Source organism: Gryllotalpicola ginsengisoli DSM 22003 (assembly GCF_000419445.1).
Lineage (GTDB): Bacteria > Actinomycetota > Actinomycetes > Actinomycetales > Microbacteriaceae > Gryllotalpicola > Gryllotalpicola ginsengisoli.
In genome coordinates, this window is sequence record NZ_AULK01000012.1 from 13,291 (window position 1) to 37,530 (window position 24,240).

Annotated in this window: 21 protein-coding genes; 9 read left to right on the top strand and 12 right to left on the bottom strand. The window is 72.9% G+C overall.

The window, feature by feature from the left end:
- The first annotated feature begins 36 nt into the window (after positions 1-36).
- Complete coding sequence (locus tag H563_RS16865; RefSeq protein WP_081416313.1) at positions 37-3,354, top strand: BTAD domain-containing putative transcriptional regulator; 3,318 nt, start codon at positions 37-39, stop codon at positions 3,352-3,354.
- A gap of 77 nt (positions 3,355-3,431) precedes the next feature.
- Here H563_RS16865 and H563_RS0113485 read toward each other — a convergent pair whose 3' ends face one another.
- The 4 genes from H563_RS0113485 to H563_RS0113500 form a co-directional block, all read right to left on the bottom strand.
- Entirely contained in the window at positions 3,432-4,265 is an 834-nt protein-coding gene (locus H563_RS0113485) for an ABC transporter permease (protein WP_022883110.1), read from the bottom strand.
- Positions 4,262-5,242, bottom strand: a complete 981-nt coding sequence (locus tag H563_RS0113490; protein WP_022883111.1) for a daunorubicin resistance protein DrrA family ABC transporter ATP-binding protein — start codon at positions 5,240-5,242, stop codon at positions 4,262-4,264. The genes H563_RS0113485 and H563_RS0113490 overlap by 4 nt, the downstream gene beginning before the upstream one ends.
- A 116-nt stretch (positions 5,243-5,358) precedes the next feature.
- Positions 5,359-6,312: a hypothetical protein gene (locus H563_RS0113495; protein WP_022883112.1), complete on the bottom strand. Its 954-nt coding sequence runs from the start codon at positions 6,310-6,312 to the stop codon at positions 5,359-5,361.
- A gap of 46 nt (positions 6,313-6,358) precedes the next feature.
- The gene (locus H563_RS0113500; protein ID WP_022883113.1) at positions 6,359-6,778 is read right to left on the bottom strand and encodes a hypothetical protein; all 420 of its coding nucleotides are present in this window, start codon (positions 6,776-6,778) and stop codon (positions 6,359-6,361) included.
- 348 nt (positions 6,779-7,126) lie between these two features.
- On the opposite strand from H563_RS0113500, the gene H563_RS0113505 reads away from it, so the two are divergent.
- Positions 7,127-8,038 (top strand): sulfurtransferase, encoded by a 912-nt coding sequence (locus tag H563_RS0113505; RefSeq protein ID WP_081416314.1) that lies wholly within the window; start codon positions 7,127-7,129, stop codon positions 8,036-8,038.
- Here H563_RS0113505 and H563_RS0113510 read toward each other — a convergent pair.
- A complete protein-coding gene (locus tag H563_RS0113510) occupies positions 7,968-8,693 on the bottom strand; it encodes a LysR family transcriptional regulator substrate-binding protein (protein ID WP_022883115.1) in 726 nt (241 codons plus the stop codon). The genes H563_RS0113505 and H563_RS0113510 overlap by 71 nt on opposite strands.
- A 38-nt stretch (positions 8,694-8,731) precedes the next feature.
- On the opposite strand from H563_RS0113510, the gene H563_RS0113515 reads away from it, so the two are divergent.
- Entirely contained in the window at positions 8,732-9,541 is an 810-nt protein-coding gene (locus H563_RS0113515; protein ID WP_022883116.1) for a class II glutamine amidotransferase, read from the top strand.
- On the opposite strand, the gene H563_RS0113520 is transcribed toward H563_RS0113515, so the two are convergent.
- Both H563_RS0113520 and H563_RS0113525 read right to left on the bottom strand, forming a co-directional pair.
- On the bottom strand, positions 9,529-10,833 hold the full coding sequence (locus H563_RS0113520; RefSeq protein WP_022883117.1) for a M18 family aminopeptidase: 1,305 nt from the start codon (positions 10,831-10,833) through the stop codon (positions 9,529-9,531). The two genes, H563_RS0113515 and H563_RS0113520, sit on opposite strands and share 13 nt — an antisense overlap.
- Positions 10,834-10,842: 9 nt before the next feature.
- The gene (locus tag H563_RS0113525) at positions 10,843-11,997 is read right to left on the bottom strand and encodes a citrate synthase (RefSeq protein ID WP_022883118.1); all 1,155 of its coding nucleotides are present in this window, start codon (positions 11,995-11,997) and stop codon (positions 10,843-10,845) included.
- Positions 11,998-12,049: 52 nt separating this feature from the next.
- On the opposite strand from H563_RS0113525, the gene H563_RS0113530 reads away from it, so the two are divergent.
- Positions 12,050-13,264 (top strand): citrate synthase, encoded by a 1,215-nt coding sequence (locus tag H563_RS0113530; RefSeq protein WP_022883119.1) that lies wholly within the window; start codon positions 12,050-12,052, stop codon positions 13,262-13,264.
- A gap of 11 nt (positions 13,265-13,275) precedes the next feature.
- Here the strand turns inward: H563_RS0113530 and H563_RS0113535 are convergent, their stop codons facing one another.
- Positions 13,276-14,310: an aldo/keto reductase gene (locus H563_RS0113535; RefSeq protein WP_022883120.1), complete on the bottom strand. Its 1,035-nt coding sequence runs from the start codon at positions 14,308-14,310 to the stop codon at positions 13,276-13,278.
- A 129-nt stretch (positions 14,311-14,439) separates the two neighbouring features.
- On the opposite strand from H563_RS0113535, the gene H563_RS16870 reads away from it, so the two are divergent.
- Positions 14,440-15,417 carry a phosphodiesterase gene (locus H563_RS16870; protein WP_022883121.1) on the top strand — a complete coding sequence of 326 codons (978 nt, stop codon included), beginning with the start codon at positions 14,440-14,442 and terminating at the stop codon, positions 15,415-15,417.
- Here the strand turns inward: H563_RS16870 and H563_RS16875 are convergent.
- On the bottom strand, positions 15,362-17,014 hold the full coding sequence (locus H563_RS16875; RefSeq protein WP_022883122.1) for a stealth family protein: 1,653 nt from the start codon (positions 17,012-17,014) through the stop codon (positions 15,362-15,364). The genes H563_RS16870 and H563_RS16875 overlap by 56 nt on opposite strands.
- Before the next feature lie 101 nt (positions 17,015-17,115).
- On the opposite strand from H563_RS16875, the gene H563_RS0113550 reads away from it, so the two are divergent.
- The gene (locus H563_RS0113550) at positions 17,116-17,454 is read left to right on the top strand and encodes a hypothetical protein (protein WP_022883123.1); all 339 of its coding nucleotides are present in this window, start codon (positions 17,116-17,118) and stop codon (positions 17,452-17,454) included.
- A 100-nt stretch (positions 17,455-17,554) separates the two neighbouring features.
- Here the strand turns inward: H563_RS0113550 and H563_RS0113555 are convergent, their stop codons facing one another.
- On the bottom strand, positions 17,555-19,381 hold the full coding sequence (locus H563_RS0113555) for a thioredoxin domain-containing protein (RefSeq protein WP_022883124.1): 1,827 nt from the start codon (positions 19,379-19,381) through the stop codon (positions 17,555-17,557).
- A gap of 11 nt (positions 19,382-19,392) precedes the next feature.
- On the opposite strand from H563_RS0113555, the gene H563_RS0113560 reads away from it, so the two are divergent.
- A complete protein-coding gene (locus H563_RS0113560) occupies positions 19,393-20,241 on the top strand; it encodes a PPK2 family polyphosphate kinase (protein WP_022883125.1) in 849 nt (282 codons plus the stop codon).
- On the opposite strand, the gene H563_RS0113565 is transcribed toward H563_RS0113560, so the two are convergent.
- Positions 20,238-21,521, bottom strand: coding sequence for an O-acetylhomoserine aminocarboxypropyltransferase/cysteine synthase family protein (locus H563_RS0113565; protein ID WP_027479466.1), 1,284 nt, complete (start codon positions 21,519-21,521; stop codon positions 20,238-20,240). The genes H563_RS0113560 and H563_RS0113565 overlap by 4 nt on opposite strands.
- A 42-nt stretch (positions 21,522-21,563) precedes the next feature.
- Between H563_RS0113565 and H563_RS17510 the strand changes: the two genes are divergently transcribed.
- Positions 21,564-22,424 carry an alpha/beta hydrolase family protein gene (locus H563_RS17510; protein ID WP_022883127.1) on the top strand — a complete coding sequence of 287 codons (861 nt, stop codon included), beginning with the start codon at positions 21,564-21,566 and terminating at the stop codon, positions 22,422-22,424.
- An 11-nt stretch (positions 22,425-22,435) separates the two neighbouring features.
- Positions 22,436-23,263: a hypothetical protein gene (locus H563_RS0113575; RefSeq protein ID WP_022883128.1), complete on the top strand. Its 828-nt coding sequence runs from the start codon at positions 22,436-22,438 to the stop codon at positions 23,261-23,263.
- Positions 23,264-23,314: 51 nt separating this feature from the next.
- On the opposite strand, the gene H563_RS0113580 is transcribed toward H563_RS0113575, so the two are convergent.
- Positions 23,315-24,240 (bottom strand): HNH endonuclease signature motif containing protein (locus H563_RS0113580; protein WP_022883129.1); only part of this gene is annotated, 926 nt, incomplete at its 5' end.

Here is a 24,240-nt window from a genome sequence, read left to right on the forward strand (position 1 = left end):
ACCGCCGCCGCCCCGCCCGCCGTCTAGTCTGGTCGGGTGGCTGAGACGGCCGTGGACGAGGCGCGCGTGCAGGTGCTCGGGCCGGTTCGGGTCGCAGCACCCGGCGGGCCCGCCCTCGACGTGCCCGGGGTGAACGGCAAAGCACTCATCGTCTCCCTCGTGCTCGCCAAGGGCGCCGTCGTCTCGGTCGCCTCGCTGGTCGAGGACATCTGGCAGGACGACCCGCCCCGCAACGCCCGCGCCGCGCTGCAGACCCTCGTCTCGCGCGTGCGCGCCGCCTCGGGCGACGACGTCATCGAGTCGGTCGCCGGCGGCTACCGGCTCGGAGTGCCGCCCGCCCAGGTCGACCTGTGGCGGCCCGACGCACCCCGCCGCGGCGAGCCCGGCGCCGACCTCGGCGACAGCGAGCTCGCCGAGCGGCTGCGCGAGGTCGCCGAGGCCGAACGCTCCCGCGCCCTGACCGACCGGGCCGCCCGCGCCCTCGCCGCCGGCGACGCCCAGGCGGCGCTCGAGGCCGCGCAGACCCTGGCCGACCGCTCCCCCTTCGACGAGCAGGCGCAGCTGCTGCTGCTCAAGGCGCTCGCCGCCGCCGGGCGCCGCACCGACGCGCTGCGCGCCTTCGCCGAGTTCCGCGAACGGCTCGCCGACGAGCTGGGCGCCGACCCCGGCCCCGAGCTGGTCGCCTGCCACGCCGCCCTGCTGCGCGAGCCCGAGCAAGCCGAGCCGCGGCATGTCGTCGTCGGCGTGCGCGCGGCCCCCAACCCGCTGATCGGCCGCGACCGCGATGTGGCAGCGCTCGAGCGGATGCTTCAGCGATCGCGCCTCACCACGATCCTCGGCCCCGGCGGCCTCGGCAAGACGCGACTCGCGCAGGAGCTCGCCGCCCGCGCCGCCCAGAGCACCCCCGGCGTCGTGTTCGTCGAGCTCGCGAGCATCCGCGACCCGGAGGACGTGCCCCTCGCCGTCGCCGCGACCCTCGGCATCGGCGAGGTGAGCCCCGGCCGGCTCAGCCTGCAGGACCCGATCGTGCTGCTCGACCTGCGCACCCGCATCCACGCGGCCCTCTCCGAGCGGCCCACCCTGCTCGTGCTCGACAACTGCGAGCACGTCGTCGAGGCGGTCGCTTACCTCGCCGATCAGCTGCTCGCGCAGATCCCCGGAGTGCGCATCCTCGCCACGAGCCGCGCCCCGCTGCAGCTGACCGCCGAGAGCGTCTACCCGCTCGAGCCGCTGGGCGCCTCCGCGCCGGGGCCCGACACGACGCGCACCGACGCGACGGATGCCTCCGCCTGGGGCCCCGCCGTCGAACTGTTCGTCGAGCGGGCCCGGGCCGCGCGCCCGGGCGCGAGCCTGCCCCTCGACGCGGTGGCCCGGCTGTGCGACCACCTCGACGGGCTGCCGCTCGCGATCGAGCTGGCGGCCGCGCGCATCCGTTCGATGTCGGTCGACGAGATCGAGCGGCGCCTCGGCAACCGCTTCGCCCTGCTGCGCGGCGGCGACCGCACCGCCCCCGAACGGCACCGCACCCTGATCGCGGTGATCGACTGGAGCTGGAACCTGCTCTCCGAGTCGGAGCGGCGCATGCTGCGGCGCCTCTCCCGCTTCCCCGGCGGCTTCAGCCGCGACGCGGCCGTCGAGGTGGCGGTGCCGACGGGCGAGCAGGGGGTCGACGAGGCGGCCCGGCTCGCGGCATCCGATGACCTGGACGCGCTCGTGACCCAGTCGCTCGTGTCGGTCTCCGAGAACCCGGCGACGGGCCGGCTGCGCTATCGGATGCTCGAGACGGTGCGCGAGTTCGGCGACATGGCCCTCGTCGACGCCGGGGAGGACGCCGAGGTGGAGGCCGCGATGGGCCGGTGGGCGCGTTCCTTCGCCCTCGACGCCGTCGCGGGCATCGCCACCGCACGCCAGGCGGCGGTGGTGCGCGCGCTCGACGTGGAGCACGACAACCTGATCGGCGTGCTGCGCGGCAGCGGCCCGGGCGAGGCCGAGGTGGCGGTGCCCGTTTTCGCGGCGCTGCTGTTCCACTGGCTGGTGCGCAACCAGTTCCGCGAGGCGCTGTCCTTCGCCGAGCCGATGGCGAACGTCATGGCGCGCGTCGAGGGCGCCGAGGTGCCGCCCGAGGCAGCCGACGCGACCGCGCTCACCCTGATGTACGCGACGCTGATGAGCATCGGCGGCGCGCTCGGGCCCCGCGACCGGGGGCAGCGGGGACAGCGAGAACAGCCCGACGACAACCCGCTGCCCGACCTGCCGCCCATGACCCTGCTGCGCGCCGGCGTGCGCGCCGGGCTGTGGCTGCGGCGCCTGGTGCGCTCGGGCGCGGTCTCGCCGTGGCTCGCCGGCATCGCCGAGCTGCTGATCGCGGCCAGGCGCCGCGAGACGGCCCTGGCGCAGATCGACCGCCTGCGCAGCTCCGACGTCGAGCTCGTGTCCACCCTCGCGAACCTGTTCAGCGGCCTCTACCTCGAGAACGCCGGCGAGATCGACATCGCCGTCGCCCGCGCCACCGACGCGTACCGCGTGACCGATCGGCTCGGGCTCGCCTGGATGGCCGGGCAGGCGGCGCAGAGCCTCGCGCACCTGAGCAGCCAGGACGACCGGCCGGCCGATGCCGTGCGCTGGGCCGAGACCGCGAACCGCCACCTGGCCGAGCTGGGCGCCGTGGAGGAGATCCGCCAGTTCGACTGGATCCTCGCGATCAACCGGCTCAAGCTCGGCCGGCCGGGCGGGGCCCGCGAGGTGTTCGAGCGGTTCACCCGGGAAGAGGAGGGCCAGCCCGGCTTCGAGCGCGAGGACATGCGCGCGATCGGCTGGGCCGGCCTCGCCGAGCTCGCCGCCGCCGAGGGCCGGATCGAGGAGAGCCTGCGGCTGTACCGGGAGGTCGCCCGGCTCTACGAGCGGCAGCGGCTGCCGCTGGCCGCCGGCACGTGGTACCTGGTGGGCGCGGCGGGCTCGCTCGCGGCATCCGTCTACCACGACGCGTTCGACGAGCACGCGCTCGCCAGCTGGCGCCGGCTGCGGCAGGGCGCGCGTATCTTCGCCCGCCTGCGCGGCGGCGAGGTGATCGACCGGCCCGTGTTCTCGGCGGCGCTGGTGGGTCTCGGGCTCGGGCTGCTGACCCGGTCGACGGATGCCTCGTGCCGGGCCGGCCTCGAACTGCTGGCGCTGGCCGAGCGGCTGCACAGCCGGCAGGACCAGCCGGTGCTGGTGCGTGCGCGCGCGGCGGCCTACGCGGCCGAGCGCGCGGGGGCGGACGCGCTCGAGGCGGCCCGCGCCCGCGTGGCCGAGCTGCCCGACCTCACGGCGTGCACCGCGCGTGCGGCCGAGGTGCTGCGGGACACCCGGATCTAGCCGGGCGGTGAACGTCACGATCGGGCACGGGAATCTCGCGATACCCGTGCCCGATCGTGACGTTTGTGCCCGGGCGGCTACGCCTTCCGCATGTACGCCCGCACCGTCAGCGGCGCGAACACGGCCACGACGACCACGGCGCCGAGCAGCGACCAGCCGAGGTCGGCGCCCGCCGGCTGCGCGTCGCACAGGTTGCGCACCGCGGTGATGACGTGCGAGATGGGGTTCACGTCGGTGAACCACTTCAGCCAGCCGGGCAGCGTCGAGGTGGGCACGAACGCGTTCGACAGGAACGTCAGCGGGAAGAGCACCATGAACGAGATGCCCTGCACGCTCGAGGCGGTGCGGGCGATCACGCCGAGGAACGCGAAGATCCAGCTGATGCACCAGGCGACGACGACCACGACCAGTCCGCCGAGCACGACGCCGGCCACGCCGCCCTCGGGCCGCCAGCCCATGACGATGCCGGTGAGGAAGGTGATGGCCGTCGCGATCGCGTAGCGCAGGGTGTCGGCGATCAGCGCGCCCGACAGGGGCGCGATGCGCGCGATGGGCAGCGAGCGGAACCGGTCGAACACGCCCTTGTCCATGTCTTCGCGCAGCTGCACGCCCGTGACGACCGAGGCGGTGATGACCGTCTGCACGAGCACGCCGGGGATGATCGTCGGCAGGTAGTGCGCGATGCTGCCCGAGATGGCGCCGCCGAACAGGTAGGTGAACATCACCGTGAACAGGATCGGCTGCAGCGTCACGTCCATGAACTGCTCGGGCGTGCGGCGGAACTTGACCAGGCCCCGGTAGGCCATGGTGAGCGAGTTGGCGACCGTCTGCGCGAAGCTCGTGTGGTTCTTCAGCCTGCGCTCGGAGACGGGGGTGATGGGCTTCAGACTGTTGCCTGCGAGCGTGGTCATGCGAGCACCTCCTCGGTGGTCTCTTCGGCCTCGGTGACGCCGTGGCCGGTGATGGTCAGGAACACCTCGTCGAGCGTCGGCTTCTGCACCGACAGCTCGGCGAGACGGATGCCGGCGGAGCGGAACGCCAGCAGCAGGTCGGTGACCCGGTCGGCGTCCGACATCGGCACGGTGATCCGCGCGGCCTCGGGCGACGGGGTGCCCTGCACGCCGAACACCTGCTCGATGAGCCGCAGCGCCTCGCCGGTCTCGTTGGTGTCGGCGAGCCGCAGGATGAGCGACGAGGTGCCGATCGAGGCCTTCAGCTCGTCGCCGGTGCCCTCGGCGACGACCTTGCCGGCGTCGATGACCGCGATGCGGTCGGCGAGCTGGTCGGCCTCGTCGAGGTACTGGGTGGTCAGCAGCACGGTCGACCCGGTGGCGACGAGCTGGCGGATGGTGTCCCACATCTGCCCGCGGGTGCGCGGGTCGAGGCCCGTGGTGGGCTCGTCGAGGAAGATGAGCGGCGGCTGCGCGATGAGGGAGGCGGCCAGGTCGAGGCGGCGGCGCATGCCGCCGGAGAACTTGGCGAGGGGCCTGGTCGCGGCATCCGTGAGCCCGAACGCCTCGAGCAGTTCGGCGCCCTTCGCCTTGGCCTGCTTGCTCGAGAGGCCGAGCAGGCGGCCGAAGATGTACAGGTTCTCGTTGGCCGAGAGCTTCTCGTCGACGGAGGCGTACTGCCCGGTCACGCCGATCAGCTGGCGCACGATCTGCGCCTCGCGCACGACGTCGTGGCCGAAGATGCGGCCTTCGCCGCCGTCGGGCCGCAGCAGGGTGGCGAGCATGGAGATGGTGGTCGTCTTCCCCGCGCCGTTCGGGCCGAGCACGCCGTAGACGGTGCCCGCCTTTACGGTGAGGTCGACGCCGTCGACCGCGCGGTTCTGCCCGAACACCTTGACGAGGCCGCGGGCCTCGACGGCGTATTCGGTGGAAGTCATGGGTGGGTTCCTCTCTGTGGATTCCCGAGGTTCGTGAGTCCAGGGTGCGCGAGACCGCTTACATGCGGCTTTCGCGCCGCTTACATGCGCGCCGGCGAGCGCACTCGCACGCTTGGTCAGCGGCGCGAGTCGGCGACCATTGCGCGAAGCTCTTGTTCAAGGTCAGGGCGCGACCTCGCCGGTAACAGCTCGACTTTGAATCCGGGGTCGCCCGGGGGCGCAACGGTCAAGCGCATTCCCTGCTTGGTGTTCATCTTCGAAGTGAGGTCGACCGTCTCTACAGCCTTGACGTCCGCGAGACGGATGCGCGCAAGCTCGGTAACCTGCCTGCCGCGTACTTCCCAAAAGGAAAGCACTGTTCCGTCAATGGCGACCACGGTGCGCACCCACCCCGATCGGGAGAGGGATCCTGTTCCCAGGCCCAATTGCATCGCGAGCCCGGCGGTCGTCAAGTTGTCGAAAATCAGGCCGCCTGGCATGCGGGCGAGAAGAAGTTCGCGCACTGCGTCCGTCAGCACTCGGATGGCGCATATGAGGAGCACTGGGCTGGCGAGGAATCCAACTCCTGTCAGCACCGTTACGAAGATCGCGGCATCGACGCCGCGCTCGTCCGTGTCCTGCATCAGCACGCGAGCGGCCACGACGAAGTCACCATTGGAGCCGACCATCACCACGACGTAGGCGGCAAGCAGCAGAAGCATCGCCACGGCAACCACGCCCGCTATGACCCCGACGGCCGCGAGTACGTCCGCAACCACACGCTGGGCCACTGTGATGCACATGCGCGTGTCCGCGGGAGGGGGAGCGCTGAGGCGAGCAATGTTGCCTTCCCCACCCACCGTGGATGAACGGATGCTGCGGGCCCGTCCGGCCGCCCACGCAGCACTCCACGAACTGACAACGAACCCCCAGAACAGACCCGTCATCAGGATCCCGAATTGGCTGCGCGAGAGGAGCGCCCACGACGAAACCAGTTCGCACACCACCAGCAGAACCAAGCAGCCGGCGAATGTGACAGCCAGTACGGTGCACCATCTGGCGACTCCTTGTAGGCGCACGAGGCTCTTCATGCTGCGCAACCCGGCTCTTGTATCGTCGCAGCTCCGGAGCACTCACTCATGACCGGCGGAACCAGCGCGTCCATGACCGCTTCGGTCGCGAAGCTTCGCGAATCGCTCGCAGCCCGTCTTCGGCGTAGATCGCCACGTCCAGTCTGAAACGCGGTTCGAGGGCTCGGACCTGGGCGAGGACATCATCCTCAAGCCCGCGTTCCGCGTGGCGGAAGATCAAAGGCAGTTCAGCTGGAGACACGTCTCGATATTCGCCTTCGGCGGCCAGTTCCCCATCCGCCATACGGTCAGCGGCCGCCTTTGCCGCACTGAACTCGTGCTGGCGCAATTCGAAGAGTGCCGCCTCAAGCGCATCCGCGTCGCTCGGGCTGAGTGCTCGAAGTCGCTCCTGAATCTCGTCGTCGAACACGTGCCAGGGTTGCGGGATCATCCGCACGTTGACAGTGCGGTCGGTGTCAATCCACACGGGCTCTCCGCCTATCCGCCATGCCCGGCGTCAACCTCGCACCTCGCACCTCGCGCCAACGCGCGCAAACCGAGACAACTCGACCCCTCAACCTCTCGACGAACGACCCGCGGGAGGTCCGGCCTCCGACATCAGAGGAGGTAGTACCGCACGCTTGAGCAATTCTTAGCGCACGCGCCGGCACCGAGGCCATCGTTCAGTCGCCGACGCCGTGCCCCAGAGCTGGGGGCGCACTCCTCAGGTGGCCTGAAACGTCGGCGCGGACGGCGGCCGAAACCTGCTCCCCTCCCGCGCGACGCGCACGGCGCCGCGCTTAACGCGTGTTGAACGTCGGTCTACGATGGCCGCGTGGCACACGCTGTGTTCGACGGACTGCCCGACACCCCGCTCGTGACGACCGACTGGCTCGCCGCGCACCTCGGTGACGAGGGCCTCGTGTTGCTCGACGCGACCGTGCTCGCCGTGCCCGGCTTCGGCACCGCCACCGCCTACGTCAGCGGCGACGAGGAGTACCTGGCCAAGGGCCACATCCCCGGCGCGGTGTTCGCCGACCTGCTCGAGTCGTTCAGCGACCCGGAGGGCGAGTACCCGTTCACCCACCCCGACGCGAAGCACTTCGAGCGGGCCGCGCAGTCGGTCGGCGTCGACGCCGAGACCGCCGTGGTCGTCTACGACAACGCGCTCGGCCAGTGGGCGGCACGGCTCTGGTGGCTGTTCCGGGCCTTCGGCTACGACGACGTGCGCGTGCTCGACGGCGGACTGAAGAAGTGGGTCGCCGAGGGCCGGGAACTCGCGCTCGGCTACGTGCCGCCGCGCAAGGCCGGCGAGTTCTACGCCGACGAGCGCGACGAACTGTGGGCCGACAAGACCTACGTCGAGGCCGTCGTGCGCGGCGAGAGCGACGCCGTGCTCGTATGCGGCCTGCCGCCGCGCGAGTTCTCCGGCGAGCAGAGCCCGCGGCTGCGCCCCGGCCACATCCCCGGCAGCGTCAACGCGCCGGCCGGCTGGCTCGTCGACCGCGACACCAACGCCTTCCTGCCCGCCGAGCGGCTGCGCGAGGTGCTCGGGCTCGCCGCGGAGACCGACTCGCCCGTCGTCACCTACTGCGGCAGCGCGATCGCCGCGACCGCCGACGCGCTCGCCCTCACGCTGATCGGCCACGACGACGTGCGCGTGTACGACGGATCGCTCAACGAGTGGGCCTCCGACGCGAACGCGCCCCTCGAGGGCTCTTCCCTCGCGGCGGCTCGGCGCCCGTAGCGCCCCGGCGCCCGCCGCCGGCCTTCGCCGCCGCGCCCTTTTCGGCAGCTTCGGTCGGCCCCGCAGCACCCCGCGACGACCCCGCGGTGCGCCCGCGCAGCACCCCGACGAAGTCGTCCACGAGTTCGCGCACCTCGGCCGGCGTCTCGCGCAGCCAGGCGAACCCGACCCGCCAGCCCGGCGCGTCGAGCACGGGCCGCGCGACCACGTCGCGCCGGGCGTACAGCCGCGCCACCGACTGCGGCACCACGAGCACCCCGGCCCCCGCCGCGACGACCTGCACCCACGTCTCGACGTCGTCGTCGAACGGATGCCTCGCCTCGCCGTCCAGCTCTGCGAGCCGCACCTCGTCCGCCGCCTCGATCAGATGCCCCTCCGCGGCGAGCGCGAACGGCTGCTCCTCATACAGCGGCACCAGGTGGAGCACCTCGGGGTCGAGCCGCACCCCCTCGTCGCCGACCCCGTCCCCGAGTGGCAGCCGCACGAACACCCCGTCGGCGGCGCCGGCGCGCAGCGGGGCGGTCTGGGCCGAGGCATCCGTCACCGCACGACCCAGCGTGAGCTCGAGCGGCGCCTCGGGGTGCCGCGCGGCCCACACCCGCGCCCACTTGCCGGGCATGACGCCGCGCGGGTAGGCGATGCGCAGGCTGCTCACGCTGCCAGCGTAAACGGATGGTAATTAGGCTGGCGGTGATGTGCCGACTGCTCGCCTACGCCGCCCCCTCCCCCGTCTCGGCCGCCGCTGCACTGGGCGAGAGCCAGGCGGCGGTGTTCCGCGACATGGCCGAGCTGCACGACGACGGCTGGGGCACCGCCTGGGTGTCGCCGCAGACGGGCGCGGTCGAGGCCTACCGCACCACCGACAGCGGATTCGAGAACCCCGAGCTCGCCCGCGCGCTGGGCGACGCGTCGGCGGCGGCGCGCATCGTGCACCTCAGGCTCGCGACCGAGGGGCTCGCGTGCACGATCGGCAACACGCATCCGTTCACGGCCGACGGCATGGCGTTCGCGCACAACGGAGGCCTCGTGCCGGCCGACGAGCTGCTGCCCTTGATCTCGCCCGAGGTCGCCGCGACCCTGCAGGGCGACACGGACAGCGAGCGGTACTTCGCGGTGATCCGCAGCCGCATCGCCGCGGGGCTCGGCGCCGCCGACGCGGCCGCCGCGGCGGTGCGCGAGCTGCGCCCGCTGTTCCCGCGCGCGAGCCTGAACGCGCTGCTGCTCACGCCGACCGAGCTGGTGGCGGTGCACGCAAGCCAGGCGGCGCCCATTCCGCACGACATGCTCGACGCGAGCGGTCTCGAGCGGCTGCCGGCCGACCACCGCACCGCGTACTACCAGATGCACGAGCGGCGGCTGCCGGACGGCACGGTGCTGTTCGCCTCGACCGGGCTCGACGTCGCCGACTGGACGCCGCTGCCCGCCGAGACGGTCGCCGCGGTCGACCTCGCCACCCTCGAGGTCTCGTACCGACCGATCGCGGCCGAGGCCTACAGCGAGTAAAAGGCCGTGAGCGCGCCCGCCAGCGCGAACGGGTCGGCGACGTGGCACAGCTCCCGCGCCGAGTGCATCGACAAGAGCGGCACCCCCACGTCGACGGTCGCGATGCCCAGCCTGGTCGCCGTCAGCGGCCCGATCGTCGACCCGCACGGCACCGCGTTGTTCGACACGAACTCCTGATACGGCACCCCGGCGAGCTCCGACAGCCGCGCCCACAGGGCGGAGCCGGCCGCATCGGTCGTGTAGCGCTGGTTGGCGTTGATCTTGAGCAGCGGTCCGCCGCCCGCGATCGGCCGGTTGGCCGGGTCGTGCCGCTCGGGGTAGTTCGGGTGCACGGCGTGCCCCGCGTCGGAGGACACCACCCAGCTGGCGGCGAACGCGCGCAGGCGATCGGATGCCACGGCCCCCAGCCCCTCGGAGACCAGCAGCAGCACATCCTCCAGGAACGGCCCCGACGCGCCGGAGCGGCTCTGACTGCCCAGCTCCTCGTGGTCGAACGCGGCCAGCACGGCGATGTGCCGCGCCTCGCCGGCATGGTCGGCCGCCGCGATGAGCGCGGTAACCCCGGCGTGCACCGAACTCAGGTTGTCGAGGCGGCGGCTCGCGAACAGGCTGCCGCCGAGGCCGAAGCGGGCGGGCGGCTGCGTGTCGGCGGTGAGCAGGTCGTAGCCGAGGATGTCGTTGCGCGCCACCCCGGCCGCGTCGGCGACGATGCCGAGCAGGTCCCCTGCCCCGAGTGGCGCGTCGGCCGCGACCCCGAAGACCGGCTGGGTGTGCCGCTGCCGGTCGAGGGTGAGCCCGTCGTTGACCCCGCGGTCGAGGTGGATCGCCAGTTGCGGGATGCGCAGCAGCGGCCCGGTGCGCACCAGGTGCTCGGCGCCGTCACGGGTGACGACGCGGCCGGCGAGCTCGAGCTCGCGGTCGAGCCAGGAGTTCAGCAGCGGGCCGCCGTAGACCTCGACCCCGGCCTGAAGCCAGCCGTGCGCCTCCGTGGTCGGCTGCGGCTTCAGCTTGAAGGCGGGTGAGTCGGTGTGCGCCCCGAGGATGTGGAATGGGGTGGTCGGACCGGCGCCCTCGCGCACGACCCAGGCGATGACCGCGCCGTCGCGGACGACCACATGGCGGCCGGGGCCGGCGGGCCAGGCATCCGTCTCGGAAAGCCGGGTGAAGCCGGCCGCCTCGAGCCGGCGCGCCGCCTCGGCGGCGGCGTGGTAGGAGCTCGGCGACGCCTCGACGAACGCGGCGAGGTCGGCGATGTACGAGTCGATGGCGGGCGCGTCGGCGGTGTCGGTCACGCCTCCACGCTAGTGCGCTGCATCGCCCACCGGCACCGCGAGCGGCGGCCCCACATAGCGCGCCGACGGCCGGATGATCTTCCTGTCGCGCGCCTGCTCGAGCACGTGCGCGGTCCAGCCGACGGTGCGGGCGAGGGCGAAGGTCGCGGTGAACAGCTCGCGCGGAATGCCGCACTGCTCCATCACCACGGCGGCGTAGAACTCGACGTTGGCGTGCAGCTCGCGGCCCGGTTTGAGTTCGGCGAGCAGCCGCTCGACCGTCTGCTCGAACTCGAGCGCGAATGCGACCCGCGGTCCGCCGAGCTCGCGCGCGACGCCGGAGAGCAGCACCGCGCGCGGGTCCACGGTGCGGTACACCGCGTGGCCGAAGCCCATGATCCGCCGGCCCGTGGCCAGCTGCCCGCGCACCCACGGCTCGATGCGCGAGGCCTCGCCCACCTCGTCGAGGCTGTCGAGGGCGCGCGCCGGGGCGCCGCCGTGCAGCGGCCCCGACAGCGAGCCGAGCGCGCCGGCGAGACACGAGGCGACGTCGGCCCCGGTCGAGGCGATCACCCGCGCCGTGAAGGTGGAGGCGTTGAAGCCGTGGTCCATCGCCGCGACGAGGTACGCGCTCAACGCGCGCTCGTGGGCGACGGATGGCTCGTGCCCCGTGACCTGGTACAGGTACTGCGCCACCGTGCCGCGGCCCGGCAGCGGCGCGAGCGGCTCGAGCCCGGCCCGACGCCGGTGCAGCCCGGTCAGCAGCACCGGGGTCGCCGCCGCGAGGGTGACGGCGTCGGTGAGACGGCCCTCGTCGTCGAGGTCGTACACGGGGCGCATCCCGAGCCGTGCCGACAGCAGCGGCAGCGCCGCCTTGAGCCCGGCGACCGGATCCGGGCCCGGGACCGCGGACGCCGCGTCGAGCACCTCGCCCAGTTCCGGGAGCTGCCGCGCCGCCGCGATGCGCGCCTCGAAGCCGGCGAGTTCGACCGGGTCGGGCAGGTGCCCGGCGACGAGCAGGTGCCAGACCTCCTCGAAGGTCGAGGTGCGCGCGAGCTCGGTCGCAGGCCACTCGCGGTACTGGTAGAAGCCCTCGAGCCCCCGCACGTCGCTGATCGCGGTCTCGGCCACGGCGACGCCCGAGAGTCCGCGCGGCACGTCGATGAGCTGATCGTTGTGCTCCATGCCCTCAGTGTGGGAACTTGATCACGCCGTCGTCAATCTTGATCGGATCAACATGACCGTTCCGCGCCTCACCGCCGCCCAGGCCGCGGCGCGCCTCGGCGTCAAGCCCCAGACGCTCTACGCCTACGTCTCCCGCGGGCTGCTCTCCCGCGAGCGCTCGGCAACCGGCTCCACCTTCGACCCGCTCGAGGTCGAGGCGTTCGCGCGCCGCCGCCGGCCCTCCGCCCCGGCCAGCACCCCGCGCACCTCGCGCGCGGCCGCGGCCGGCTCGCCGCTCATGGTGCTCGACACCGACATCGCGCTGATCGAGGACGACGAGCTGATCTACCGCGGACGACCTGCCGCCGAACTCGCCCTGACCGACAGCGTGGAGAAGGTCGCCGCCTGGCTCTGGGGTCTTGATGCGCACGCGCAGCTCGACGCGCACCCCGACTCCGTCGCAGCTGCCCGCCGCGCGGTGACGACCCTCGCCCCGGCCGCTCCCCTGCTCAGCCGAGTGCAGGCGGCCGTCGTCGCGATGGGAGCCGCCGACCCGCTGCGCCACGACCCGAGCGAGGCGAACCTGAGGCGCATCGGCGCCGAGCTCCTCGTCGGGGTGCCTCGGGCGCTCGCGCCGAGCGAGCCGGCGGCCGGCGCATCCGTCGCCGAAAGCCTCTGGACCGCCCTCGCCGGCCGCGCCCCCGAGCCCGCCGGGTCGCGCGCGATCTCGGCCGCCCTCGTGCTCGCGGTCGACCACGACCTGGCCGCCTCCACCCTCGCCGCGCGGGTCGCGGCCTCGGCCCGCGCCGACGGTTACGCGGTCGTGAGCGCCGCGCTCGGCGCCTTCGACTCCGCGCTGCACGGCGACGCGAGCCGTCCGGCGGCCGAGCTGCTCGCCCGGGTGGTCTCCGGCGAGGCGGCCGAGACGGCGATCGCCGCGGCCGTGCGCGACGGCGGGCGCGGCGTGCCGGGTTTCGGGCAACCGCTCTACCGCGGCACGGATGCCCGCGCCCGGGCGCTGCTGCCCCTCGTCGGCGCGCTGCCCGGGGCGGCGCCCGTCACCGAGGCCGCCGCGGCGATCGCCGGCGTGGTCGAGGCGCGCGCCGGCCTGCACCCGAACTTCGACTTCGCCCTCGCCGTGCTCACCGGCGCGGCGGGCATGGCGCCGGATGCGGGCAGTGCGGTCTTCGCCGTCGGTCGCACGGTCGGCTGGATCGCCCACGCCCTCGACGAGTACCGGCAGCGTCCGCTGCGCCTGCGCCCCCGCGGCCGCTACGTGGGGCCGTGAGCAGAGACCCCCTACCTGCCGCCCTCGATCTTGCGGCTGCGCTGCTCCACCGCCGGCGGGCCGTACGGGTAGTCCTCGACCTGGGGCGTGCTCGCCGCGCTGAGCCGCTCGAGCTCCTCGCCCGTGAGCTGCAGCTCGATCGCACCGAGGTTGTCGGTCAGCTGCTCGACCGTGCGCGCCCCGAGGATCACGCTCGTCACGCCCGGCTGCGCGTCGAGCCACGCGAGCGCCACCTGCGACGAGCTCGCGCCGTGCGCGGCCGCGACGGATGCCACGGCCTCCAGCACCCGCCACGTCGTCGGGTTCGCGTTGCGCTTCTCCCACGCCTCCATGCCGCGCTGCGGGTCTTCGCCGAGCCGGGTGGCGCCGGCCGGCGGCTCGTCGCGGCGGTACTTTCCGGTGAGCCAGCCGCCGCCGAGCGGCGACCACGGCAACAGCCCGATGCCGGCGTCGAGCGCGGCGGGCACGATCTCGTGCTCGATGCCGCGCACCAGCAGGCTGTACTGCGGCTGCAGCGTCACCGGCTGCGGCAGCCCGAGGGCGCGGGCGGTGTGCACGATCTTCGTCAACTGCCAGCCGAGCACGTTGGAGAAGCCGTAGTAGGCGATCTTCCCGGCGCGGATCGCGTCGGCGTAGAACTCCACGGTCTCCTCGACCGGGGTCAGGGCGTCCCACCCGTGCGCCTGGTACAGGTCGATGCGCTCCACTCGGAGGCGCCGCAGCGAGTCGTCGAGCGCGCGGGCCAGGTGCCGGCGCGAGAGCCCGTGGTCGTTCGGCCCCTGCCGCCCCATCGGGAAGCGGCCCTTGGTGGCGATCACCATCTGCTCGGCTTCGCTCGGGCGGGAGGCCAGCCAGCGCCCGATGATCTCCTCCGACGTGCCCATGCTGTAGCGGTTCGCCGTGTCGATGAAGTTGCCGCCGGCGGCGACGTAGGCGTCCATGATCCGGAACGACGTCTCCTCGTCGGCCTCGTGGCCGAAGGTCATGGTTCCGAGGGCCTGCACCGTCACCGCGGTGCCGCTGCGTCCGAGCATCCGATAGCGCATGCCTCGACGCTACGCCGCAAAGTTGCCCGAGACGTAGCGCGCCATTCACCGAATGTTGCAGAACGCCTGTTGTTATGGTGTCGGACGCGTGTCGAACTCGGCGAGCACGCAACGAGCGAACGGATCCCTGTGACCACCCGAACAGCGGAATACCCGCGACCGGACCACTTCCTCCTCCACCTCTCCGACACCCACCTGCTCGCGCCCGGATCCGGGCCGGGCGGCACCGGCAAGCTGTACGACTCGGTCGACAGCGCCGCCCACCTCTCCCGGCTCTTCACCGAGCTCGAGGCGAGCCGCGGCCGGCCCGAAGCCATCGTCTTCACCGGAGACCTCGCCGACAAGGGCGAGCCCGAGGCGTACGACACTCTGCGCCGCGTCGTCGAGCCCGCGGCCGAGCGCATGGGCGCGCAGGTCATCTGGGCGATGGGCAACCACGACGATCGGATGGCCTTCCGATCGCACCTCTTCCGCGAAGTGCCCACCATGCGGCCGGTCGACCGGGTCTACGACGTGAACGGCCTGCGCGTCATCACGCTCGACACGAGCGTGCCGGGCCACCACTACGGCGAGCTCAGCGGCGAGCAGCTCGACTGGCTGGCCGAGGAGCTCTCCTCCCCCGCCCCGCACGGCACGGTGCTCGCCATGCACCACCCGCCGCTGCCGGCCGTGCTCGACCTCGCGGTGACCGTGGAATTGCGCGACCAGGGCGCGCTCGCCGAGGTGATCGAGGGCACCGACGTGCGCACGATCCTCTCCGGGCACCTGCACTACTCCTCCAGCGGCACCTTCGCCGGGGTGCCCGTCTCGGTCGCGAGCGCCACCTGCTACACGCAGGACCTCGGCGTCGACGTGGACGGCGACACCCGCGGCACCCGGGCGCGCGACGGCGCCCGTGCCTTCAACCTGGTGCACGTCTACCCGAGCACGGTGCTGCACTCGGTGGTGCCGCTCGGGCAGTACGAGGTGCTCGACTACGTCAGCCCGGCCGAGACCGAGCGACGGCTGGCCGAGGCCGGGGTGCGCATCCGGGAGCGCGTGAACGAGCCGGTCAGGCCCGAGGCGCCGCTGCTGCTTCCCGACGAGGAGCCGGCGCCGGTGCGCTGAGCGCCGCTGAGGCATCCGTCTCGCCCGCGTTCTCGAGCCGCTCCCACGGCGCCGGAATCGGGAAGTACCGCTCCAGGAAGTCGGTGACCGCCTGCGTGCGCTCCTCGACCGACAGCTCGGGGTGGCTGCCGTCGTTCAGGCAGAACATGTCCTGATCGCGGCGGCGCAGCAGCTGCTCCATCTGGTGCAGCGCGCGACGCAGAGTGGTCTCGACGTAGGTGACCTTCGCCTGCCGCTGCTCGACGGCCCGCCCGGTGATCAGCGCGTAGTAGTGGTACAGCGAGTTCGTCACCGAGATGTCGGTCGCGCTGCGGAAGCGGGCGGCGGCGGTCCGGGCGAAGTCCTCGGGGAACTCGGCCTGCAGTTCCCGCATCACGCTGATGCGCAGCGGCGCTGCGCAGTGCTCGAGGTGCCGGGTGATGGTGCGGCCGAAGCGCTCGCGCAGCAGCTTCCGGTTGACCCGGGCGGCGTTGTCGTGGCCGCTGCGCTTGGGGTTGTTCTCGCCGAGGCCGATGCGCGTGCCCGCCTCGACGAACTTCGACACGCCCCCCGGTGAGAAGAACATCGACGGCGCGACGGGGCGGCCGAAGAACATGTCGTCGTTGGAGTAGAGGAAGTGCTCGGCGAGCCCGGGGATGTTGTGCAGCTGCGCCTCCACCGCGTGCGAGTTGTGGGTGGGCAGCACCGAGAGGTCTTCGAAGAACTCCTCGCTGCGCACGATCGTCACCTTCGGGTGGTCGGCCAGCCACGCGGGGGCGGGCGAGTCGGTAGCGATGAAGATGCGGCGGATCCACGGGGCGAACAGGTGCACGCTGCGCAGCGCGTACTTGAGCTCGTTGATCTGGCGGTAGCGCGCCTCCGAGTCGTCGCCCTCGCCGACCACGTAGTTCTTCATGCGCGCCGCGCGGGCGCGCTGGAACTCGATCGACGACCCGTCGACCCAGGAGAAGACCAGGTCGATGGGGAAGTCCACGTCGCTCGCCATCGGCTCGAACATGCCCTGCAGGGTCGGCCAGGTGCGGCCGAACAGCTCCACCTCGTCGGCGACGGCCTCGCTGCGGGAGATGCGGGTGCGGGTGAGCGCGTTGGGCAGCGGCGCCTCGATCTCGTCGTCGCCGAAGCGCCAGAACTCGAGCTGGAACGCGTCGCGGGTGCCGTACTTGAGCTGGCCCACCGGCTCGATGCGGGGACGGTAGACGCGGTACACGCTCGCGACCCGCTTCGGCGGGAGCCGGCCCTCGGCGAGCAGCACGGGCGGCTCGTCGCCCTTCTTCGCCTTGTCCTTGCTGCCCGGCCCCGACTTCGCCCGCATCGGCTGGGCGTAGAACGGCTCGTCGCGGAACGCGGCGGCGAACGCCGCGGCGAGCTCCTTGCGCCGGGCGCGGTCGACGGCGACGACGAGGCGGCCGTCGTCGGCGCGCACCAGCAGATATGCGATCTCGGATGCCTCGAGCACGTCCCGCACGGCGAGCAGATCGCTCACCATCGACTCGTAGGGGGTCAGGTCGGTGTTGCGCAGCGCGTACATGCCGCCGCGGATCACGATGTCGTCGCGTTCGAAGCGGCCCGCGCCGTCACCAGGCAGGGCGTGAAGCATGAGACCACTGTAAGGACTCGCGCCCGTACGCTCGCCCGGAACGCGGACGCGGCCGCCCGGCCGCTGCGGTCGTGTCACCGGCCTGGCGTAGGCTGCCGCGCATGGACGGGGACACCCCGCAGAGCCTGGAGGGGCTGCGGCAGGAGGCGCGAGACGAGCTCTCGGCCATCATCGAGTTGCGCTGCCGGCTGGGCGACGACCCGTGGGAGTTCCTGCCCGAGCTGCCCACCGTCGACGAGCAGGTCGTGATGACGCTGCGCCTCGAGCGCATCGAGGCGCTCGAGCTGGAGGAGGAGCGGGCGCGGGCGTACCACCCGGCCGCGTCGCGCGAGGCGGCGGAGCGCTTCGAGTACCGGCTGCTGCGCGGCATCGCGCTCGAGCATCCGGGCCTCACGAAGGCGGTTTGGGGCCTCCTCGGTCGTCTGCACGACGCTGCCTGACGTTCCCTGAGGAGCCCGCGTCAGCGGGCGTCTCGAAGGGTGGTCCCTGAGGAGCCCGCGTCACCGGGCGTCTCGAAGGGTGGTCCCTGAGGAGCCCGCGTCAGCGGGCGTCTCGAAGGGTGCCCGTCACCGGCAGCTCGCACACGAAATCCGAGCACGCATACGCCGTCGGCTCCCCCGTCGGCGCGTTGCGCCCCGCGAACAGCTCGAAGCCGGCCTCCGCGAATGCCCGCGCCTGCGCCTCGGTGACGACCGCCACGAGCTCGTGCGGGGGCCGGGTGCGCAGGGCCGGCGCGAACGGGCCGGGGTCAGGCGAGGCATCCGTCGTCACGATGACGAGCTGGCGCGGCCCCTGCTCGAGCGCGGAGGCGAGGTCGAGGGCGGCGCCGAACGCGATCGGGTTGGCCATGGCGCGCGCGGCGACCCGGCGCACGGCGTCCCGCGCGGCCGCGTCGTAGCGGCGCTCGGCGGTGAGCAGGTAGAGCCGGTGCGCGGCCCAGGCGCAGGCCGACGCCCCGGAAGGATACGCGCCCTCGGACGGGTCGGCCTCGACGGCGAGGCCCTGCGCGGCGAGCACCGGCTCGGCCCCTCCCGGCACCGAGAACGGCGCCGCGTCACCCAGCACCGCGTCGACCAGCCGCCGCGCGACCTTGAAGTAGCGCACCTCGCCGGTCGCGAGGGCGAGGTCGATCAGGCCGCCTGAGAGCATGCCGTAGTCCTCGAGGGTCGCCGGGGCCTCCGACACGCGGCCGTCGAGGCTGGCGCGCACGACGCGCACGCCCTCTGGCGTCTCGCGCAGGTGCACGGCGAGCACGCCGTCGGCGACGGATGCCGCGAGCCGCACCCACTCGACGCGGCCGAGGCGCCGCCCCGCGTGCGCGAGGGCGCCGATCGCGAGGCCGTTCCAGCCGGCGAGCACCTTCCGGTCGAGCGCGGGCGCCACCCGGTCGGCGCGCTCGGCGGCGGTCAGCCGGTAGTACCCGGCGGCCTCCTCGCCCTCGGCCGACTCGGAGTCCTGCGCACTGGCGAACCCGACGCCGGCGCGCAGCACGTGCTCGAGGAAGCCGGCGATGCCGGCGGCGACGTCGTCGAGCCCGGCGTCGGCGTACAGGCGCAGCAACTGGGCGTTGTCGTACAGCATCCGCTCGTAGTGCGGCGCGCTCCAGTCGCGCTGGGTCGCGTAGCGGAAGAAGCCGCCCTCGACCGGGTCGCGCAGGGGGCTCGCCGCCATCGTCTCGAGGGCGCGGCGTGCGACGGGCTCGCCCCACGGCCGGCCGAGCAGGAACGCGAGTGCCGGGGCGACGGGGAACTTCGGGGCGGTGCCGAATCCGCCGTGCTCCCGGTCTTCGCCGGCGGCGATGCGGGCGACCGCGGCGTCGAGGTCCTCCTCGTCGGGCAGGGCGGCATCGGCGGGCGCCGCGGCCCGCGCCGCCTGGGCGATCGCCTCGGCGAGCCGGCCCGCGGAGCTCTCGACCTCGGCGCGGCGGTTGGTCCAGGCATCCGTCACCGCGTCGAGAATCTGCCGGAAGGCGGGAACCTGCCCGACCGGCTGCGGCGGGAAGTAGGTGCCGGCGTAGAACATGCGGCCCTCGGGGGTGACGAATGCGGTGAGCGGCCAGCCGAGCTGCCGGATGAAGGCGCCCGCGGCGGTGAGGTAGGCCGAGTCGACGTCGGGGTGCTCTTCGCGGTCGACCTTGATCGCGACGAAGCGCTCGTTCAGGTAGGCGGCGAGCTCGGGGTCGCTGAACGACTCGCGCGCCATCACATGGCACCAGTGGCAGGTGGCGTAGCCGATGGAGACGAGCACGGGCACGTCGCGCTCCCGGGCGGCGGCGAACGGCTCGGGCCCCCACGGCCACCAGTCGACCGGGTTGTCGGCGTGGGAGCGCAGATACGGGCTGATGGCGTCGGCCAGACGGTTGCCCATAGAGTCAGCCTATGCACAAGGCGTGGAAGAGCGACCCGGCCGAACTGCTGCGAGCCGGCGACGGATTCTCGCTCGCCGAGGTCGACCCGTCGGCCACGCCCGGCTTCAAGGGCGACAAGAAGGTCGGCGAGCAGGTGCTCGCCGCGGGCGCCGCGGAACTCTCGGAACTGCAGGAGCGTCTGTATGCGCGCGGCACCTCGGGCGACGTGCGCCGGGTGCTGCTCGTGCTGCAGGGCATGGACACGAGCGGCAAGGACGGCATCGTGCGTCACGTCGTCGGCGCGGTCGACCCGATCGGCGTGCAGCTGACCGCGTTCAAGGCGCCGACCCGGTGGGAGCGGCGGCACGACTTCCTCTGGCGCGTCGAGCGCCGGCTGCCGGCGCCGGGGATGCTCGGGGTGTTCAACCGCTCGCACTACGAGGACGTGCTCATCCAGCGCGTGCACGGCATGGCGAGCCCCGCCGAGATCGAGCGCCGCTACGGCGCGATCAACGAGTTCGAGGCGCGCGCCGCCGACGACGGCGTGACGCTCGTGAAGGTGATGCTGCACATCTCGCCCGAGGAGCAGAAGGCGCGGCTCCAGGAGCGCCTCGACCGGCCCGAGAAGCACTGGAAGTACGACCCGGCCGACCTCGACGAGCGCGCGCACTGGGACGCGTACCAGGAGGCGTACCGGATCGCGCTGGAACGCTGCTCGACCCGAGTGGCGCCGTGGTTCGTGGTGCCGGCCGACCGCAAGTGGTACGCGCGCGTCGCCGTGCAGCAGTTGCTGATCGACGCCCTCGACGGCCTGAAGCTGACGTGGCCTCTCGCCGACTTCGACGTGAAGGCGGAGAAGAAGCGGCTCGCGGCGAGCTAGCCGACGGCCCCTGCCGCCCGCAGCCCCCGCTCGAGGTCGGCGATGATGTCGCGCGCGCTCTCGATGCCGATCGACAGCCGCACCAGGCCCGGGGTGATGCCGGCGGCGAGGCGCTCCTCCTCGCTGAGCTTCAGGTGGATCGTCGAGGCGAGGTGGATGGCGAGCGTGCGCACGTCGCCGATGTGCGTCATCGGGGTGATCAGCTCGAGCGCGTCGATGAAGCGCCGCGCCGCCCCCCGGCCGCCGGCGAGGTCGATCGACACGATCGACCCAGCACCGCCCGGCAGGTAGCGGGCGGCGAGCGCCGCGTAGGGGCTGCTCGGCAGGCCCGGGTAGAAGACGGATGCGACCTCCGGCCGCCCCTCGAGGAACTCGGCCACCCGCTGCGCGTTGGTCACGTGCCGTTCCATGCGCAGCGACAGCGTCTCGAGCCCGTGCAGCAGCAGGAAGGTGCTCGTCGGCGGCACGGTCGGCCCGTACTCGAGCACGATCACGGTGCGCAGGTAGGCGGCGAGAGCGGCCGCCCCGAAGCGGTCGACGAAGGAGGCGACGCCGGGGCGCGGCGGCTCGGTGAGCTGCGGGAAGCGGCCGCTGCCGGCCCAGTCGAAGCGGCCGCCGTCGACGATGGCGCCGCCGATCACCGAGCCGTGGCCCGACAGCCACTTGGAGGTGGAGTGGATGACCACGTCGGCGCCGAACTCGATCGGCCGCTCGAGGAACGGCGTCGGCACCGTGTTGTCGACGACGAGCGGCACGCCGGCCGCGTGCCCGATGCGGGCCAGCCGCTCGAGGTCGGTGACTTGGCCGAGCGGGTTGGGCAGGCTCTCGGTGTAGATCGCCTTGGTGTTCGGGCGGATGCGGGCGGCCCATTCCTCGTCGCTCGCGTCGTCGTCCACGTATTCGGCCTCGAGCCCCTGGCGGCGCAGCGTGCCGCGGAACATCTCGCGCGTGCCCTCGTACAGCGAGCGGGTGACGAGGATGTGGTCGCCGGCGCTCGCGAGCGCGAACAGGGCGGCGGCGATGGCGGCCTGCCCGCTGGCGACGAGCACCCCGTCGACGCCGCCCTCGAGGTCGGCGATGCGCTGCGCGGCGACGTAGTTGGTGGGGTTCTCGTTGCGCGAGTAGGCGCGGCCGCCGCGGCCGGCGAAGCGGGCCTCGCCGTCGTCGAAGGAGTCGAACACGTAGCCGGCGGTCTGGTAGATCGGGGTCACGCGGGCGTTCGCCTGCGCGTCGATCACGGCTCCCGCATGGATCTGGCGCGTCTCGAAGTCGAGGGGCATGCGCACAACTGTATTGGGGGCGGATTTCGCTAGCGTGGCGGCATGGCAACGGAGCATCCGATCACCGCACCCGACGGAACCCGGACGGTCGTCGACGAGTACGAGCCGGCGGAGGCGCGTGCGACCGTGCTGTTCCTGCCCGCGCTGGGGGTGCCGATCGGCTACTACCGGCCGTTCTTCGAGACGGCGGCTGGGCGGGGCATCCGCGTCTTCGGTCTGGAGATGCGGGGTCGGCCGCGCACCTCGACCACCGACATGCGGCGGCACGACTGGGGGTACGCGACGCTGATCGAGCAGGACATCCCGGCCGCGCTGGCGCAGACGCCGCTGGCCGAGGTCGACCGGTTCACTGTGGTGGGCCACAGCCTGGGCGGGCTGCTCGCGCTGGCGGCGACGGGGGCGGGCATCCTGCGGCCGGAGCGCGTGATCACGGCGGCGAGCGGGGCCGCGCACCACACGTCGAGAGACGGATGGCTCGCGCAGCTGCAGCGCCGCTGGGTCACCCCCTGGGCTCTGCTCGTGACGCACGCGTGGGGGTACTTCCCCGGACACCGGCTGGGCTTCGGCGACCGGCAGCCGAAGACGATGATCGGCGACTGGCATCGGGAGGCGAAGCTCAACCGCTTCGTGCTTGCCGGCACCGACACCGACTACGAGGAGGCGCTGCACCACGTGGAGGTGCCGGTGCTGCAGCTGTCGTTCGAGGGCGACACGCTGGTGTCGTCGCGGGCGGTGGACATGCTCGCCGAGCGCGTCTCCCCCACGGTGCCCGACCGGGTGCACGTGCTCGCGGCGGCGAACGGCGGTGCGCCGTGGGACCACGTGCGCTGGCCGCGGCAGAACGCGGATGCGGTGCTCGACGTGATGCAGGAGTGGTCGCGCGAGCATCCGGCGCGTGTGTAGCGTGGCGAGCGATGTCCTCCACTCCGAGCAGAAAAGTCACCGGCTTCGAGATCGTCCTGGGCGAGGAGTGGGAGGACGTGCCGATGATGGAGTCGGAGGACGACGGGCGCCAGTGGGCCGTGGACGTGATGGCCCGGATCATGCCGTACGGCGGACTGCTGTCGCGGGCGACGGATCTCGCGCACGGTCTCCTGGCGGCGCAGCGGCTCGCGGTGGGGCTGAAGGTGCCCGGCGCGCGGTTCGCCGTGCAGGTCTGCGACCCCGGGGCGGGAATGATCGACACGGTGTTCTGGTGGGGGTCGTTCCCCACGGCGGCGGGTGAGAGCCTGGACGAATTCGCCGAGAGCCTGCGCTCCGATGACGGGCCGACGCCCGGCGGCGGCGAGATCCGCACGGCGGATCTGTGGCGGGGAACGGTGCCGGCGGGCGAGTTCGTCGCCGCCTGGCAGCTCGACTACCCGCCGGCGCCGCGGCGCGGTCTCTTCCGCCGCCGCGATGAGGCCGCGCGAGTGCCGCAGAACCGGGTGATCTACTACGTGTTCCCGCCGGATGCGGATCAGTACATCCACGCGACCTTCGAGGTGGAGGACATCGCTCGGGCGCTCGGCGGCAGGAAGCCCGCGAGCAGCGCGCAGCCGGCGGATGCTTCGCAACCCACCGACTCCGCGCAGCCGGCGGCGTCGCAGCCCGCCGACCCCGCGCAGCCGTCAAACGCGTCGCAGCCCGCGGGCGCAGCGCAACCGGCGGGCGCGGAAGCCGGAGCGCAGTCCACCGACCTCCGCTCGTGGACGCAGCACCTCATCGAGACGCTGGTCGTGGAGACCGAAGCACTCACCTAGAGCACTCACCCAGAGCGGCCGCCCGAAGGCAGACTTCTCCCCCGCAGCGGGTCAGGGGCGATGTCGCTCGGCGGTTCGGTGCGCCCAGGCGTCGCCTGCGGGTGTCCATCCGGTGTCGGTGCCGAATGCCGTGTAGCGCACTTCGGGTTTTCCTCTGCTCATGCGTACGTGCCAGGGCCCGGAGTCGATCTCGTGGTGGTGGTACCAGCAGACCAGGACCCCGTTGTCGACGTCGGTCGCGCCGCCCTCGCGCCAGGAGGTGACGTGGTGCACCTCGCACCACTGCGCGGGAGCCGTGCAGCCGGGGATGAGGCAGGTGCCGCCGTCTCTGAGGGCGATGGCGCGGCGTTGGCGGCGGGTGAAGCCGCGCTTCTCGCGGCCGAGGCGGAGCACGGCGCCGTCGTCGTCGAAGATCACCTGCTGCGCTCCACCCGAGCACGCGGCCTGTGCCGCCACGGCCACGGGCGTCGGCTCCGCCGCGCCGGCGAAGAACGCCAGCCCCCGGCCTTTCGCCAGCTCCGCCTCGGTCGTGGAGATCCACACCGTCGGGTGGTCGCCGCCCATGTCGGGAACGTCGGCCGAGCGCGCCGCGAACGCGAAGATGTCGCGCACGACGTCGGCCCGCTTCTGCCCCGCGGTGCGCGCGTCCAGCGCGTCGCCGTCGGGCGCGTCGGGGTCGCGGAACCGCACCTTCGCCTTCGGGTTGACGTAGGCGTCGATCACGGTGCGGATGGTCTCGGCGTGCTCGGCCGGCAGCAGCCCCGACACCCGGGCCGCCCCGTCTTTCACCGGACCGACGCTGAAGTAGCGCTCGGCCATCGCCCGCTTGTGCAGATCTTCGACGGCGCGCACCGACAGTTCGCTGGCGAGCTTCGCCCCGGCCTCGCGCACACGGTCGGCCGGCGCCGCCTGCGCCAGCTCGACGAGGGCCTGCTCGGCCCCGGCCGCCTCCACCGGGTCGGTGTCGTGCGCCGCTC